General features: G+C 69.1%; 10 protein-coding genes. 2 read left to right on the top strand and 8 right to left on the bottom strand.

Going from position 1 to position 15872, the window contains the following annotated elements:
- Window positions 1–62: 62 nt before the first annotated feature.
- From BLS50_RS05035 to BLS50_RS05010, 6 genes are all read right to left on the bottom strand, one after another.
- Entirely contained in the window at window positions 63–452 is a 390-nt protein-coding gene (locus BLS50_RS05035) for a type II toxin-antitoxin system VapC family toxin (RefSeq protein WP_074801198.1), read from the bottom strand.
- Entirely contained in the window at window positions 449–718 is a 270-nt protein-coding gene (locus BLS50_RS05030; protein ID WP_074801195.1) for a type II toxin-antitoxin system Phd/YefM family antitoxin, read from the bottom strand. Before BLS50_RS05030 ends, BLS50_RS05035 begins: the two co-directional genes overlap by 4 nt.
- A 124-nt stretch (window positions 719–842) precedes the next feature.
- Window positions 843–1916 (bottom strand): 3-deoxy-7-phosphoheptulonate synthase AroG, encoded by a 1074-nt coding sequence (gene aroG, locus BLS50_RS05025; protein ID WP_006476851.1) that lies wholly within the window; start codon window positions 1914–1916, stop codon window positions 843–845.
- 398 nt (window positions 1917–2314) lie between these two features.
- Entirely contained in the window at window positions 2315–3781 is a 1467-nt protein-coding gene (gene tldD / locus BLS50_RS05020) for a metalloprotease TldD (RefSeq protein ID WP_006476850.1), read from the bottom strand.
- A gap of 84 nt (window positions 3782–3865) precedes the next feature.
- Entirely contained in the window at window positions 3866–4693 is an 828-nt protein-coding gene (locus BLS50_RS05015) for a carbon-nitrogen hydrolase family protein (protein WP_074801191.1), read from the bottom strand.
- A gap of 62 nt (window positions 4694–4755) precedes the next feature.
- Complete coding sequence (locus BLS50_RS05010; RefSeq protein WP_074801188.1) at window positions 4756–8955, bottom strand: YhdP family protein; 4200 nt, start codon at window positions 8953–8955, stop codon at window positions 4756–4758.
- 233 nt (window positions 8956–9188) lie between these two features.
- On the opposite strand from BLS50_RS05010, the gene glnE reads away from it, so the two are divergent.
- Window positions 9189–11996: a bifunctional [glutamate--ammonia ligase]-adenylyl-L-tyrosine phosphorylase/[glutamate--ammonia-ligase] adenylyltransferase gene (gene glnE / locus BLS50_RS05005; protein WP_074801186.1), complete on the top strand. Its 2808-nt coding sequence runs from the start codon at window positions 9189–9191 to the stop codon at window positions 11994–11996.
- 143 nt (window positions 11997–12139) lie between these two features.
- On the opposite strand, the gene recN is transcribed toward glnE, so the two are convergent.
- Both recN and BLS50_RS04995 read right to left on the bottom strand, forming a co-directional pair.
- The gene (gene recN / locus BLS50_RS05000) at window positions 12140–13789 is read right to left on the bottom strand and encodes a DNA repair protein RecN (protein ID WP_006476847.1); all 1650 of its coding nucleotides are present in this window, start codon (window positions 13787–13789) and stop codon (window positions 12140–12142) included.
- A 19-nt stretch (window positions 13790–13808) separates the two neighbouring features.
- Window positions 13809–14711, bottom strand: coding sequence for an NAD kinase (locus BLS50_RS04995; protein WP_011544636.1), 903 nt, complete (start codon window positions 14709–14711; stop codon window positions 13809–13811).
- Window positions 14712–14842: 131 nt separating this feature from the next.
- Between BLS50_RS04995 and hrcA the strand changes: the two genes are divergently transcribed.
- A complete protein-coding gene (gene hrcA, locus BLS50_RS04990) occupies window positions 14843–15865 on the top strand; it encodes a heat-inducible transcriptional repressor HrcA (RefSeq protein ID WP_011544637.1) in 1023 nt (340 codons plus the stop codon).
- The last annotated feature ends 7 nt before the right edge of the window (window positions 15866–15872 follow it).

Below are 15872 nucleotides of genomic sequence, written 5' to 3'. Positions count from 1 at the left end.
CAATGCAATGAAAAAGCCCGGCGCGAGCCGGGCTTTTTACATGCGGCACCGTGCGAGCGACTTCAGGCGCGCAACATCAGCGTTGCGTGGTAGCGCCACACCTTCGGATCGGCACTGACGAGCGGCATGCCTTCATGCAGCGCTTGCGCGACCATCACGCGGTCGAATGGATCGGCATGGTCCGGGAAATCCGGCAACGCGGCGACTGCCTCGGCGTGATCGCTGCTGATCGGCAACTCCGCAAAACCTGCAAGCCGAAATGCCGAACGCGCATCTCGCGGATGGACGGGCAGATTGCCTTTGCGGTACTTGATCGCGATTTCCCAAATCGACGCAGCGCTGACGTACAGCGTGTTCCGGGGATCCTCGATCAACGCGACAGCAGTCGGCGAAAGTTGCGGCGCACCTTCAGCCGCCCAGAGTGCGATGTGCGTATCGAGCAGCAGCTTCACGGTGCAAGCCCTTGGTCCGAGCTGGCATCGAAGTCGGCGGCGATCGATTCATCGCCGGCATTGAATGCCTCGACGCTTGCCGGGATGTTCAATCCGGCAAGCAACTGACGGGCCGCGCCGATCCGCTTCGGCGCGGCGTAAGGAACGATCCGCGCGACCGGATGACCATTGCGGGCGATCACGATTTCGGCTTCGCGCCCCGATTCAAGCGCTTCGACGAGGCTGGAAAGTCGCGACTTGGCATCGTGCATGTTGACGGTCGGCATGGTCGATCCTCTAGTTAGCTAGATGATGTTAGCTAGTCTAGCAGAGCGACACGCCGGGCGCAGGCTGGCCGCATGGCCAATTCGCCGCCAAGCGAGGCCATGCTGTCAGCCTGTCGGCGTTTCTTCAGTTCCCGCTACCGCGCGCGACGCGCCGTGCCTTCACCGATTCCGCGAGGCCTTCGAGCACCTTCACGCTGTCGTCCCACGCGATGCACGCGTCGGTGATGCTCTGGCCGTAGGTCAGCGCGCAGCCTTCCTTCAGGTCCTGGCGGCCCTCGACGAGGTGCGACTCGATCATCACGCCGACGATGCGTTCGTCGCCGGCCGCGATCTGGCGGCCGATGTCGGCGCACACCGGGATCTGGTTCTCGTGCTTCTTCGAGCTGTTCGCATGGCTCGCGTCGATCATCAGGCGTGCGGCGAGGCCGGCCTTGCCGATGTCCGCGCACGCGGCGTTCACGCTGTCCGCGTCGTAGTTCGGCGCCTTGCCGCCGCGCAGGATCACGTGGCAGTCCTCGTTGCCGGCCGTCGACACGATCGCCGAATGGCCGCCCTTCGTCACCGACAGGAAATGGTGCGGCTGCGACGCGGCCTTGATCGCGTCGACCGCGATCTTCACGTTGCCGTCGGTGCCGTTCTTGAAGCCGACCGGGCACGACAGCCCCGATGCGAGCTCGCGGTGCACCTGCGACTCGGTCGTGCGTGCACCGATCGCGCCCCACGAGATCAGGTCGGCGATGTACTGCGGGCTGATCATGTCGAGGTATTCGGTCGCGGCCGGCAGCCCCATTTCGTTGATCTGCAGCAGCAGCTCGCGCGCGGTGCGCAGCCCTTCGTTGATCTTGAAGCTGTTGTCGAGGTGCGGATCGTTGATGAGCCCCTTCCAGCCGACCGTCGTGCGCGGCTTCTCGAAATAGACGCGCATCACGATTTCCAGTTCGCCCTTGAAGCGCTCGCGTTCCTTCACGAGCCGGCCCGCGTACTCGATCGCCGCCTTCGTATCGTGGATCGAGCACGGCCCGATCACCACGATCAGCCGGTCGTCCATCCCGTGCAGGATGCGGTGCATCGACTGGCGCGAGTGGTAGATCAGCTCGGACGCGGCTTCGGAGCACGCGAATTCGCGGATCAGGTGGGCGGGCGGCGTCAGTTCCTTGAGTTCGCGGATGCGGACGTCGTCGGTGTTGTGCGGGGGCATGCTGTTTCTCCTAATTTTCCGGGGCGCCGTTCGGTCAGTGCGCGTGCGGCAGATTCATCAATTCGGGCGATTCAGTGGTGTCGGTCGGGGCTGCTGAACGGCTGCGGCGGCGACCGGCTGGCGAAGGGCGAAAAAAAACCGCCGGGTTCGCCGGCGGTTTTTTCGGGAATTTCGGTTGCGCTTTACGCGCCATCAACCCTCTCGATCCGCCAGCGGTCTGAGATACCAAAAAAAGTAAAAGTAAAACTTGGCGGACATGACGGAAATTCGGCTCGTCAAAAAAGTTGATTCGGAATTTATACCCGGTCCCCGCGCGGCTGGCAACCGGGGACGTTCAAAAATGCGGACAATCCGCGCGTTTTCGTCAAAATGCGCGGATTGTCTGCGCCGCGATGCGGTTATGCCGTACCGCCGACCGTCATCTTGTCGATCCGCAGGGTCGGCTGGCCGACGCCGACCGGCACGCTCTGGCCTTCCTTGCCGCATACGCCGACGCCCGTGTCGAGCGACATGTCGTTGCCGATCATGCTCACGTACTTCAGCGATTCCGGGCCGCTGCCGATCAGCGTCGCGCCCTTCACCGGGTAGGTGATCTTGCCGTTCTCGATCATGTACGCCTCGGACGCCGAGAACACGAACTTGCCGTTCGTGATGTCGACCTGGCCGCCGCCGAAGTTCACCGCGTACAGGCCGTTCTTCACCGACGCGATGATTTCCTGCGGGTCCTTGTCGCCATTCAGCATGTAGGTGTTCGTCATGCGCGGCATCGGCAGCGCCGCGTACGACTCGCGTCGCGCGTTGCCGGTGACCGGCATCTTCATCAGGCGCGCGTTCAGCGTGTCCTGGATGTAGCCCTTCAGGATGCCGTCCTCGATCAGCGTCGTGCACTGCGTCGGGTTGCCTTCGTCGTCGATGTTCAGCGAGCCGCGGCGGTTCGGCAGCGTACCGTCGTCGACCACCGTCACACCCTTCGCGGCGACCTGCTCGCCGATCCGGCCGGCGAACGCGGACGAGCCCTTGCGGTTGAAGTCGCCTTCGAGGCCGTGGCCGATCGCCTCGTGCAGCAGCACGCCCGGCCAGCCCGGCCCGAGCACGACCGTCATCGCGCCGGCCGGCGCGGGGCGGGCGTCGAGGTTGACGAGCGCCGCGTGCACGGCGTCGTCGACGTAGCGCGACAGGACTTCGTCGGTGAAGTAGCCGTAGTCGAAGCGGCCGCCGCCGCCGCCCGAGCCGATCTCGCGGCGGCCGTTCTGCTCGGCGATCACCGTCACCGACACGCGCACCAGTGGCCGGATGTCGGCCGCGAGCGCGCCGTCGCTGCGCGCGACCAGCACGACGTCGTATTCGCCGGCGAGGCCGGCCATCACCTGCGTGATGCGCGGGTCGCGCCCGCGCGCCATCTGCTCGATGCGTTCGAGCAGCTTGACCTTGGCCGTCGCGTCGAGCGACGCGAGCGGGTCGGACGGCAGGTACAGGTCGCGGCCCGAGATGCCCGTCAGCGACGAGGCGGCCTTGATCTTCTGGCGGCCGCCGCCGGCCGCCGCGATCGCCTTGGTGGCGGCGGCAGCTTGCGCGATGGCCTCGGGCGACAGGTCGTCCGAGTACGCGAACGCGGTGCGGTCGCCCGCGACCGCGCGCACGCCGACGCCCTGGTCGATGCTGAAGCTGCCCGATTTGACGATGCCTTCCTCGAGGCTCCACGCTTCGCTGCGGGTCGCCTGGAAATACAGGTCCGCGTAGTCGACGCGATGCGTGAAGATGTCGGCGATCGTGCGCGTGAGCAGGCTTTCGTCGAGGCCGTACGGCGTGAGCAGGATGTCCTTCGCCAGCGCGAGGTTGCGGATGCCGGGTTCGATGATGTTCATGCGGATATCGGGATTCTCAAAAAGTTGTCGGGTGCTGCCGGGCAGATGGGTGGGCCGCGCGGCGTTTCAAGCGGTGCGGCGGATTCAGGTCAGCACGCGGTGCCGCCACGCGGGCAGGCTCTGGCGTACGTCGGCGATGCGTTGCGGATCGAGTGTGCCGAGCACGACGCTGGCGCCCTCGTCGCGCACCGCGACGATCTCGCCCCACGGGTCGATCAGCATGCTGTGGCCCCACGTGCGCCGGCCATTCTCGTGCTTGCCGCCCTGCGCGGCCGCGAGCACGTAGCACTGATTCTCGACGGCCCGCGCGAGCAGCAACATTTCCCAGTGCGCGCGGCCCGTCGTATACGTAAACGCCGACGGCACGACCATCAGCGCGCAGTCGCCCATGCGGCGATACAGCTCCGGAAAGCGGAGATCGTAACAGACCGACAGGCCGACCTGCCCGAACGGCGCATCGAACGCGACGACCGTGTCGCCCGCGCGGATCGTGCGCGCCTCGTCGAACGATTCGTCGCCTTTCTCGAAGTTGAACAGGTGAATCTTGTCGTAGCGTGCGGCCTCGTTGCCGGACGGATCGAACACGAGCGTCGTGTTCAGCACGCGATCGGGTTCCGCCGCCTTCAGCGGCAGCGTGCCGCCGATCACCCAGATGCCGTGGCGGCGCGCGGCGTCGGCGAGGAACTGCTGGATCGGGCCGTCCCGGTACGGTTCGGCGAGCGCGAGCTTGTCGGTGTCGCGGTGGCCCATGAAGCAGAAATACTCGGGCAGCAGCACGAGCTGCGCGCCTTCACCGGCGGCTTCCGCGATCAGGCGGCGCGCTTCGGCGAGATTGCGGGTGACGTCCGGCGTGCTCACCATCTGCAGCGCGGCGACCTGGAAGGGCGTGGCGGAACGGGCGGGGTCGGTCATCGCGGAATCGGTTGCGTCATAAATGGGGTGCGGCCCGGCGCGCTGCGCGGGTCGATGCGTGCTCAATGGCTCGAGGCATCGGCCGAACCGTGATTCATCTTACCCTGATCGCTTCCCACCCGCTCGATGTGCGGGTGCGCCCACGAGCCGGTGATCGCGTAGTCGAGCGCGAACGCGCGCGACAGCGTCTGGGACAGCGCGTAGTTCGCGGCCAGCACGCCGACGCCGAGCAGCGGATTGATGATGGCCGCCCCGATCGCGGCGGCGCCCGCGCTGATTTTCGGCGCGACGTGCGCATGCAGGTCCTGCGTTTCGGTGCCGAGATCGACCGCGCCGCGCACGGTGACGTTCGCGGGGCCCGTCATCATCGAGAAGTCGTCGGTGCGCGCGATCCCGTTCGAAATCCGGCCGGTACCGGTGATCTTGTCGAACGGCAGCCCCTTGCCGACCACGTCGCGGAAATTCAGCGTCAGGAAGCGCGCGAGGCTCTGCAGGCTCAGCACGCCGAGCAGTTTCGCCGCGCCCGGGTCGACCTTCAGGATCTTCCCGTGTTCGAGATCGAGCGCGACCTGGCCGCCGAGCGACGGGAAGTCGACCGCGGTCGGGCCGCCGCGCCAGCCGACCTTGCCCGTGACCGAGCCGTGGCCGTCCGCGAGCGTGCGCGGCAGGCCGACCCGGTCGAGCAGCGCGCCCGCGTTGTCGATGTCGAGCTTGAAGTCGAACACGGTGCGGCGCGGCGCGTCGTTTTCGTCGGCGCCGCGGGCCAGCGCGCGGCGCGAGGTGCGCCAGTTGCCGGTCGCCGTGAGTTTTGCGGCCGGGTTCGCCAGTTCCAGCTTGTCGAGTTGCCACACGGGCGTGCCGTCTTCGTCGATGTTGCGCGCGTTGACGACGAGCCGGCCGATGTCGTGATCGCGCGCGACGACCTGGTCGACGATCAGGTCGATCGACGGCATCGGGCGGTCGGTCGGCGTCGGCAGGTTCATCGCGCGGCCGACGAGGTCGTGCTGCGAACTTTGCGGTACGACCAGCTTCGCGAGCCGCGCGTTCAGCACGCCCGCGCCGTTGTGACCGCCGCCCGGCGCCCACGACAGGTAGCCCGAGACCTGGTTCGACGCGATGTTCGCCTGCCAGAGATCGTCGACGTGCGACGCGCCGACGATCACGTTCTCCCAGTTGCGCTTGAGCAGCTTCAGCGTGCCGAAATGGAACGCGAAGCGCTTCGGCGCGAAGCTCGCGAAATCGACGCGCGGTGCGGCCTGCGGTTCCGGCGCGCGCGGCGTGTCGGGCTTCAGCGTGTGGGCGAGGGCGAGCCACGCGTCGGCGTCCAGTTCGGCGACGTCGACGGCCGCGCTCACGCCGTCCTGCGGCATGTCGGGCATCCGGTGGATGCCCATCGCGCCGCGCACCGCACGCAGCGGCTGGCCGGGCGTCGCGTCGAGCAGGTAGGTCGCGGCCACCGGGCCGAGCGTCAGGTCGGCGTGTTCGAGGCGTTTGCCGTCCGCCTGAGGCGCCGGCTGCAGCGTGAAGCGGAACGGCATCGGCGTGCCGGCCGGTTTCGCGAACGGCGCCGGGAAGTTCAGCGCGACGCCCGTCAGGTCGGATTGCGCGCTGACGTCGGGCAGGCGGCCCGGCGCGCCGCGCACCGCGACCTTGTACGGTGCGTCGCCGACCACGTGCTCGAGCAGCGCGGCGGCCGCGCCGTGCAGGTTCAGGCCGCGCGCGGCATCGAGCGCGAGCCGGCCGTCGACGTCCACCGCGTACGGGCCGTGCGACCGGAAGCTGCCGTTCGCGCGCACCGGGCCGCCGAGGAAGCGCCCCGACAGCGCGTGCAGCGACGCGCCGGCCTCGGTGAAGCGCACGCTGCCGCGCAGGGCCGACAGCGGCGGCACGCCGCTCGTCGACAGCGTGTTGCCGCCGAACGCGAGCGCGCCTTCGACGTGCGTGTGCGGGTGGGGGACGTGCTGCGGAATCGTGATCTTCAGCGCGAGCGACGCGGGCCCCTGCGCGTCGATCCGCTGGCCGATGTGGTTGCTCATCGTGCCGAGCGAGCTGTTGTCCGCGTAGTCGATCAGGTCGGTGAGCGGGCCCTGCGCATGGCCGTCGATGATCAGCGGCGAGTGCGACGGATTGCCGAGGTCGTCGATGCGGCCCGCGACCTTCGTCAGCACGACGCGCTTGTAGTGCGCGCGCTGGATGTCGAAACGCAGCTTGTTCTGCGCGAGCTCGAACACGCCGTCGATCCCGTCGAGCGCCGGCCAGACGCTCGGCGTGCCGTTCGCGAGCTTGCGCGGCGGGTACGGCGTCGGCTCGAAGCGGCCGCCGGTGAACGGCGCGACGATATGGAACACGCCGGCGTCCGGCTCGTGTTCGAACGGGAATTTCTCGAGCGGGCCGCGCGCGACGATCGACGCGCCCTTGCTCACGGTGCCGTCCTGCAGCGCGTGGCCGAGATAGTCGCGCAGGTGCTCGGACATCCCGGTCGGCAGGTAGCGCGGAATGCGCGCGACCGATGCGCGGGCGAAATCGGCGCGCAAGTCGAGCGTGCCGCGGCCGTGGCCGGGGTTCGTGTACGAGCCCGACACCGCGATTTCGGCATCGGGATTCGACACGAGCAGGTCGGGCAGCGACACGTCGACGCGCGCATGCTTGTCGCCGGGCGCGGGCGTGATCGTCCATTTGGCGTTGCCGCGCAACCGGTCGAACGTCAGGCGCGGCTCGTCGAATTCGCCGGGCACGGTGACGGCCGCTTTGACGGTATCGATATGCGCGGAGCCGCCCGTCTCGTTGGCATCGACGCGGCCCCACAGGTTCTCGACCCCCGGCCAGCCGGCGCGCGGGTGGCCGCGCGGCGAGAGCCCGGGCGGCGGCTCCTGCGCGGCGAAGCTGATGCCTTGCAGATCGCCGAGGAAGCGGTAGCGGACGATCGGCGCGGCGCCCATGCGCCGCTCCTCGTCGGCGAGATCGGCATGCGCGGGTTTCGCGCGCTCGACCTCGATGTGATAGTTCGACACCATCCCGCGCGGGTCGATCTTGATCAGCTCGTTGCGCAGGCGCGCCGGCAGCGGCAGCCCGCGGATGAATTCGCTGAGGATGCCGAGATCGACGCGGTCGCCGACCACGCTGAGCAGTTGCCCCTGGTTCGCGGTCGGCACGCGGTAGCGCGCCGTCAGCGTCGACAGCGCGAGCGAGCGGGCGAGCGGCGTGCCGTCCGGCAGCGGCGGCTGGCCGAGCTCCGCATTGAAGCGGGTCAGGTGCAGCGTGTAGTCGTGGCCCGCATCGAGCACCATGTCCCAGCCGAAGCCGACCGTCGGTACGTCGAGCCGCGGCTGCGTCGGGCGCACGCGCAGCGCGACGTCGGCGCCTTGCAGGTCGCCGCCCGCCGAGCGCAGGTGGCCGTCGCCGAAGGTCGCCCAGATCGCGTTGTCGATCCGGCCCGCATGGATCGTGAGCGGCACGTCGAGATAACGCGTGAGCGTCTGCAGGTCGACGGGGCCGGTCGACAGGTACGCGTCGCCGGTCCAGTTCGCCGGCTTGCCGATCGGCGCGAGCGGTTTGTGCCTGAAGCGCGCGCGGAAATCGAGCGGGCCGAGCAGCAGCGTGCCGTTCGCGGGCGCCTGCAGCGCGGCCTTGTGCACGCGGCCGTCGTTGAGCACCGCGATCCGGATGCCCGACAGCACGAGCTCCGGCGCGGCGTGCTGCGCATCGCGCCAGCGCAGCGTGCCGCCGCGCAGCACGATCGCCTCCTGTTTCAGCAGCCAGGTGCCGAACGTGTCGTTGCCGCCGTGGGTGGTGGCGACGCCGACGCCCGCGACGCTCAGCGAGCCGTCGGCCGCGCGCGCGACGACGAGGTCGGGCTGGTCGACGATCAGGCTCGACAGCGCGGGCGACAGCCGCAGCAGCGACATCCACGACAGCGCGGCCGTCGCGTGCGGCACCGACAGCGCGACCTTGCCGTCACGGCCGCGGATCGTCAGGTTCGTGAGTTCGACGCCCGGCTGCATGCCGGACCAGTTCGGGGAAAGCTTGCCGATCGAAAGCTGGGCGTGGAGCTTGTCGGACACGGCGCGCTCGATGCGCGGGCGGAATTCGTCGATGCGGGGCAGCACCACGTAGCGCAGCCCGAGGAAGGCGCCGGACGCGATGAAGTAGGTGCCGATCCCGACTGCCAGCGTCACCCTGAACACGCGACGCAGGACCGGATGATCGTGCTTCGGAGGTCCCGCTTCGGGCGCAGCTACGGCGGATTCCTGACGGTCGGACATGCGGCGGACGGGCGGCGATATGGTAGTTTTGCAGACTGACGTTGAAATGTATCACAGGGGTTCGTGCCGGCGGCCGTTGGGGGCTGCACGGCACGGGCTTTCCGGCGCGCGGTGTCGCGACGGGCGCGTGCGCGTCCGGCGAGGCCGCGCCGAGTCCATGGGGCTGGCCGGCCGCGGGGCGCGCACGCGCCGGCCCGCAGCCGGCCGGCCTTTTCCGCCAGGCCCGCTTCTCGATGACCGACGCATCCGCCCTGATCAGCACGTCCTATTCCCGATACCTTGCCCGCGCGGCTGCCGCGCGGCCCGCGCTGGCCGAACAGATTGCCGCGTGGGCGGCCGCGCCGCTCGGCCGCGCGCAGCTCGACGCGCGCCTCACCGAGTTGCTCGCGATGCCCGCCGGCACGGCCGCGCCGGGCGAGGAGCAACTGAAGCGCGCGCTGCGGCAGTTGCGCGCCGAGGCGTTCGGCGCGGTCGCGGAACGCGACCTGCGCGGGCTGGCGGACGTCGCCGAGGTCACCGGCGCGATGACCGATCTCGCCGAAGTGGCCGTGCAGCGCTCGCTCGCGCTGCTGTCGGCCGAACTCGAGGCGCAGTACGGCGAGCCGCGCGGCGCCGACGGCCAGCGCGTCGTGCTCGGCGTGGTCGGGATGGGCAAGCTCGGCGGCCGCGAGTTGAACGTGTCGTCGGACATCGACCTGATCTTCGTCTACGAGGACGACGGCGAAACCACCGGCGGCACGCGTTCGCCGCTGTCCACGCAGGAATACTTCACGCGGCTCGGCCGGCGCCTGATCGGCGTGCTGTCCGAGGTCACGGCCGACGGCTACGTGTTTCGCGTCGACATGCGGTTGCGCCCGAACGGCGATTCGGGGCCGCTCGTCTGCAGCATCGGCATGCTCGAGGAATATTTCTACGTGCAGGGGCGCGAGTGGGAGCGCTATGCGTGGATCAAGGGGCGGCTCGTGTCGGAAGGCGACAGCGACGCCGCGCAGCGGCTGGCGGCGCAGCTGGAATCGATCGTCAAGCCGTTCGTCTACCGTCGCTATCTCGATTTCGGCGTGATCGGCGCGATCCGTTCGCTGCACCAGCAGATCCGGCACGAAGCCGCGCGGCGCGCGTCGATGCGGCCCGACAAGGCCGACGACATCAAGCTCGGGCGCGGCGGGATCCGCGAGATCGAGTTCAGCGCGCAGGTGTTCCAGCTGATCCGCGGCGGGCAGGATGCGGAATTCCGCGTGCGGCCGACGCTCGCGGTGTTGCGGCATGCGCAGGCGCGCGGGCTGATCGGCGACGACGTGTGCGCGCGCCTGACCGATGCCTACAATTTCCTGCGCACGCTCGAGCACCGGCTGCAGTACCGCAACGACGCGCAGACGCACGCGATGCCGGTCGAGCCCGACGAGCGCGCGGCGCTGGCCGCGTCGCTCGGTTTTGCCGACTATGCGGCGCTGATGACGGTGCTGGACGAACACCGGAACTTCGTCGAGGCGCAGTTCGACCAGATCTTCGCGGACAAGGTGAAGGGCGGCGGCCCTTGCACGGCGGGTGACGACACGGCCGCCGCGTGGATCTGGAGCGGCGCGCTGGCCGACGACGGCGAGGACGACGCGCTGGTCGCGCGCCTCGACGGCCTCGGGTTCGCCGATCCGGCCGCCGTGCTCGCGCGGCTGCGCGCGATCTGGCAGTCGTCGCGCTATACCGGGCTGCCGGAAAAGAGCCGGCAGCGCTTCGACAGCGTCGCGCAGCGCGCGCTCGACGCCGCGCCGACGATCGACGCCGCGCGCCGCGACGACACGATCGTGCGCCTGTTCGACCTGCTCGAGACGGTGAGCCGGCGCGGCGTCTATCTCGCGCTGCTGACCGAATATCCGGCCGCGCTCGATCGCGTGCTGTCGGTGCTCGGCGCGACGCGCTGGGGCGGCGGCTACCTGATCCGCCACCCGCAGCTGCTCGACGAATTGCTCGACGACGAGGCGATCGCGAGCCCGTTCGACTGGCCCGCGTTCAAGGATGCGCTGCGCGCGCGGCTCGCGGCGGCGGACGGCCCCGAGCAGCAGATGGACCTGCTGCGCCACGCGCAGCACGCGGAGGTGTTCCGGATCCTGCTGATCGACCTGGCCGGGCAACTGTCGGTCGAGCATGTGAGCGACCGGCTGTCCGAGCTGGCCGACGCGGTGCTCGACGTGACGATCGAAGTCGTCTGGTCGCAGCTCGCGAAGCGCCACCGCGACGTGCCGAAGTTCGCGGTGATCGCGTACGGCAAGCTGGGCGGCAAGGAGCTCGGCTACGCGTCGGATCTCGACCTGATCTTCCTGTACGACGACCCGGACGAGCGCTCGGCGGACGTCTACACGACCTTTACGCGGCGCCTGATCACGTGGCTCACGACCGCGACCGGCGCGGGCGCGCTGTTCGACATCGACCTGCGGCTGCGGCCGAACGGCGAGGCCGGGCTGCTCGTCACCGATCTCGATGCGTTCCGCCGCTACCAGTTGCGCGAGGGCGATGCGGCGAACACCGCGTGGGTGTGGGAGCACCAGGCGCTGACGCGCGCCCGCTACAGCGCGGGCGACGCGCAGATCGGCGCGGCTTTCGAGGCGATCCGCCAGCAGGTGCTGACGACGCCGCGCGACGGGGCGGTGCTCGCGAAGGAGATCGTCGACATGCGCGGCAAGGTGTTCGCCGGCCATCCGAACCACACCGAGCTGTTCGACCTGAAGCACGATCGCGGCGGGATGGTCGACATCGAGTTCATCGTCCAGTACTGGGTGCTGCTGCATGCGTCGAGCGACGCGGAGCTGATCCGCAATACCGGCAATATCGCGCTGCTGCGCGAGGTCGCGCGCTTCGGGCTGATGGGCGAGGACGAGGCCGAGCGCGTCGGCGCGGCGTACCGCAAGTACCGGAAACTCCAGCACAAGCTGCGGCTCGACGGGATGGAGAAGGCGCGCGTCGACCCGGTGGTAGTGGCCGACGAGCGGGCGGCCGTGACGGCGCTGTGGGAGCGCGTGTTCGGGGCCGTTGATGTTCAGGGCGGCTGAAACGGGCGTTTGAGGCGCGCGTTCGAATTCCACGCCGATTCGGCGGCGCAAGACGGATGCGATCGAGCGGAAGTCCGTCCGCCCGTGAAAAAAGACCGGCGCATGCGCCGGTCTTCCTGCATTCGGCCAACGCGGTGCCAACGTCAGGCCGCCAGCATTTCCTTCGCGTGCTTGCGTGTGGTGGCCGTGATTTCGAGCCCGCCGAGCATCCGCGCGACTTCCTCGACGCGGCTCGCCTTGTCGAGCGCGACGACCGACGACACCGTGCCGCCGCGCTCGTCGGCGCCTTTCGCCACCTGGAAATGATGGTCGCCGCGCGCGGCCACCTGCGGCAGGTGCGTCACGCACAGCACCTGGCGGTCGCGCCCGAGCTGGTGCAGCAGGCGGCCGACCACTTCGGCGACGCCGCCGCCGATCCCCGTGTCGACTTCGTCGAAGATCAGCGTCGGCGTCGGGCTCGCCGCGCTGGCGATCACCGCGAGCGCGAGGCTGATCCGTGCGAGCTCGCCGCCCGACGCGACCTTCGCGAGCGGCCGCAGCGGCACGCCCGGGTGCCCGGCCACGCGGAATTCGACCTGTTCGAGCCCGTGCGGGCCGCCGTCGGCGAGCGGCACGAGCGCGACTTCGAAGCTCCCGCCCGCCATCGACAATTCCTGCATGCCGGCCGTGACGGCCGTGCCGAGTGCCTTGGCCGCCTGCGCGCGCGCCTTCGACAGGCGTTTGGCGTCGGCGAGATAGGCTTCCCGCGCCTTGGCCTGCGCCGCTTCGAGCGCGCCGAGATCGGCGGCCGCGTCGAGCGCGGCGAGTTGCGCGCGGCGCGCCGCATGCTCTTCATGCAGCGTGTCGGGCGGCAGCCGGAACTTGCGGGCGGTCGAGTGCAGCGCGTCGAGACGCGCTTCGACCTGCGCGAGCCGCTCCGGGTCGAGATCGACGCGCTGCGCGTAGTGCGACAGCGAATAGACGGCTTCCTGCAACTGGATTTCGGCCGGCTCCAGCGACGCGAGCGCATCGCCGAGCGCGGTGTCGTAGTCGGCCAGGCTGCGCAGCTTCGACACGATCGCGCCGAGCTGCGCGAGCATCGCGTCGTCGGACTCGGACAGCGCGTTGAGCGCGCCGCGCACGCCTTCGATCAGGTTCGCCGAATGCGACAGGCGCTTGTGTTCGTTGCTGACTTCGTCCCATTCGCCGGCTTGCGGCGCGAGCTTGTCGAGTTCGGCGAGCTGCCACGCGAGCTTTTCGCGCTCGAGCTGCAGCTCGCGCTCGTGCGCCTTCGCGGCGTCGATCGCCTGCGTCGCGTCGCGCCATACGCGCCACGCGCGCGCGACGTTCGCGGCATCGGCGACGAGCCCCGCATGCGTGTCGAACAGCTCGCGCTGCGCGTCGGGCCGCATCAGCAGCTGGTGCGCGTGCTGGCCGTGGATGTCGACGAGCATCTCGCCGAGTTCGCGCAGTTGCGCGAGCGTCGCGCTCGTGCCGTTGATGAATGCGCGCGAGCGGCCGTTCGCGTCGATCACGCGGCGCAGCATCACGCTGTCCTCGGCGTCGAACGCGTGTTCGTCGAGCCAGCGCGCGACGCGGTCGTGCGGCGTGAATTCGGCCGTGATGTCGGCGCGACCGCAGCCGGTGCGCACGACGCTCGCGTCGGCGCGTTCGCCGAGCGCGAGGGCGAGGGCGTCGATCAGGATCGATTTGCCGGCGCCGGTTTCGCCGGAAAAGACGGAAAAGCCGCTGTCGAATTCGAGATCGAGCGCGGCGACGATGACGAAGTCGCGGATCGAGAGGTGGCGGAGCATGGTGTCGGGGGCAGCGGCGTCAGGACGCCTTGTCGTCTTCGTTCGATGCGTGTTCGTTCCAGTGCAGCTTCTTGCGCAGCGTCGTGTAGTAGCTGTAGCCGATCGGGTGCAGGAACGGCACCGTGTGCTTCGAGCGGCGCACCTCGATCGTATCGTTCAGTTCGAGCGACGTGAACGACTGCATGTCGAAGTTCACGTTGACGTCGCGGCCGCCGACGATCTGGATCGCGATCTTCGAATCGTCGGGCAGCACGATCGGCCGGTTCGACAGCGCGTGCGGCGCGATCGGCACGAGCACGACGCCCGCCAGCTGCGGATGGAGGATCGGGCCCGCCGACGACAGCGCGTACGCGGTCGAGCCGGTGGGTGTCGCGACGATCAGGCCGTCCGAGCGCTGGTTGTACATGTAGCGGCCGTCGACCGACGCGCGCAGCTCGACCATCCCGGAGAAGCCGCTGCGGTTCACGACGACGTCGTTGAACGCGAGCGCGTGGTAGATCGGTTCGCCGTCGCGCACGATCCGCGCCTCGAGCAGCGAACGCTCCTCGCGCTCGAACTTGCCGGCCAGCATCACGGGCACGAGCGCCTGCATGTCGGATGCCGCGATGTCGGTGATGAAGCCGAGCCGCCCGTGGTTGATGCCGATCAGCGGGGTCCGGTACGGCGCGAGCTGGCGGCCGATGCCGAGCATCGTGCCGTCGCCGCCGAGCACGATCGCCACGTCCGCTCGTGCCCCGATTTCGGCCGGGGTGAGCGCCGGATAGCCGGCGATGCCGATTTCGCGCGCGGTATCGCCTTCGAAGACGACCTCGAAGCCGAGCGTGGCGATGCTGTCCGCCAGCGTGGCGAGCGGTTCGGCGATGCCGGGCGTGTTGCTCCGGCCGACGAGCGCGACAGTCTTGAACTGATTACCGGTTTTCATGCCGGCATTACACCATAGCTCGTTGACGAAAAGAACCGGCTGTGCGCCGACGGGGCTGGATCGGGCCGCCCCGCGCAACGGTGGCCGACGGTACTCGCCGCAGTCGCGCGGTTGCGCTAAAATTTTCCACCATGCTAGATCCTCGCGCACGAACCCTCCTGAAAACCCTGATCGAACGGTATATCGCCGACGGTCAGCCGGTCGGCTCGCGCACGTTGTCCCGTTACTCCGGGCTCGAGCTGAGCCCGGCGACGATCCGCAACGTGATGTCCGACCTGGAGGAGCTCGGCCTCGTGTCGAGCCCGCACACGTCGGCCGGCCGCGTGCCGACGCCGCGCGGGTACCGGCTGTTCGTCGATACGATGCTGACGGTCGAGGCGCCGATCGACGCCGAGGCCGTCGCGCGCCAGGTGCAGAACACGCTGCAGGCCGGCGAGCCGCAGCAGCGGGTGGTCGCGGCCGCCGCGAGCGTGCTGTCGAACCTGTCGCAGTTCGCGGGCGTCGTGCTGACGCCGCGCCGCAGCCACGTGTTCAAACAGATCGAGTTCATGCGCTTGTCCGACAAGCGCATCCTGCTGATCATCGTCACGCCCGAGGGCGACGTGCAGAACCGCATGCTCGCGACGCCGCGCGACTATTCGCCGTCGCAGCTGACCGAGGCGTCCAACTACATCAATGCGCATTTCGCCGGCCTGTCGTTCGACGAGGTGCGCCGCCGCCTGCGCGACGAGATCGACCAGTTGCGCGGCGACATGACGACGCTGATGCACGCGGCCGTGACGGCCAGCACCGAGGTGCCCGACACCGAGGACACCGTGCTGATTTCCGGCGAGCGCAACCTGCTCGAAGTGGCGGATCTTTCTTCCGACATGGCGCGGCTGCGCAAGCTGTTCGACGTATTCGACCAAAAGACGGGCCTCCTGCAACTGCTCGACGTATCGAGCCACGCCCAGGGCGTGCAGATCTTCATCGGCGGCGAATCGACGCTCGTGCCGATCGAGGAAATGAGCGTCGTCACCGCGCCGTACGAGGTGAACGGGCAGATCGTCGGCACGCTCGGCGTGATCGGCCCGACCCGGATGGCGTACAACCGCGTGATCCCGATCGTTGACATCACCGCGCGCCTGCTGTCGCTCACGCTGAGCCAGCAATAACCGGTGA

Source organism: Burkholderia orbicola (assembly GCF_900100915.1).
In the GTDB taxonomy this organism is placed as follows: domain Bacteria; phylum Pseudomonadota; class Gammaproteobacteria; order Burkholderiales; family Burkholderiaceae; genus Burkholderia; species Burkholderia orbicola.
This window is presented reverse-complemented; position numbering and strand designations above follow the sequence as displayed.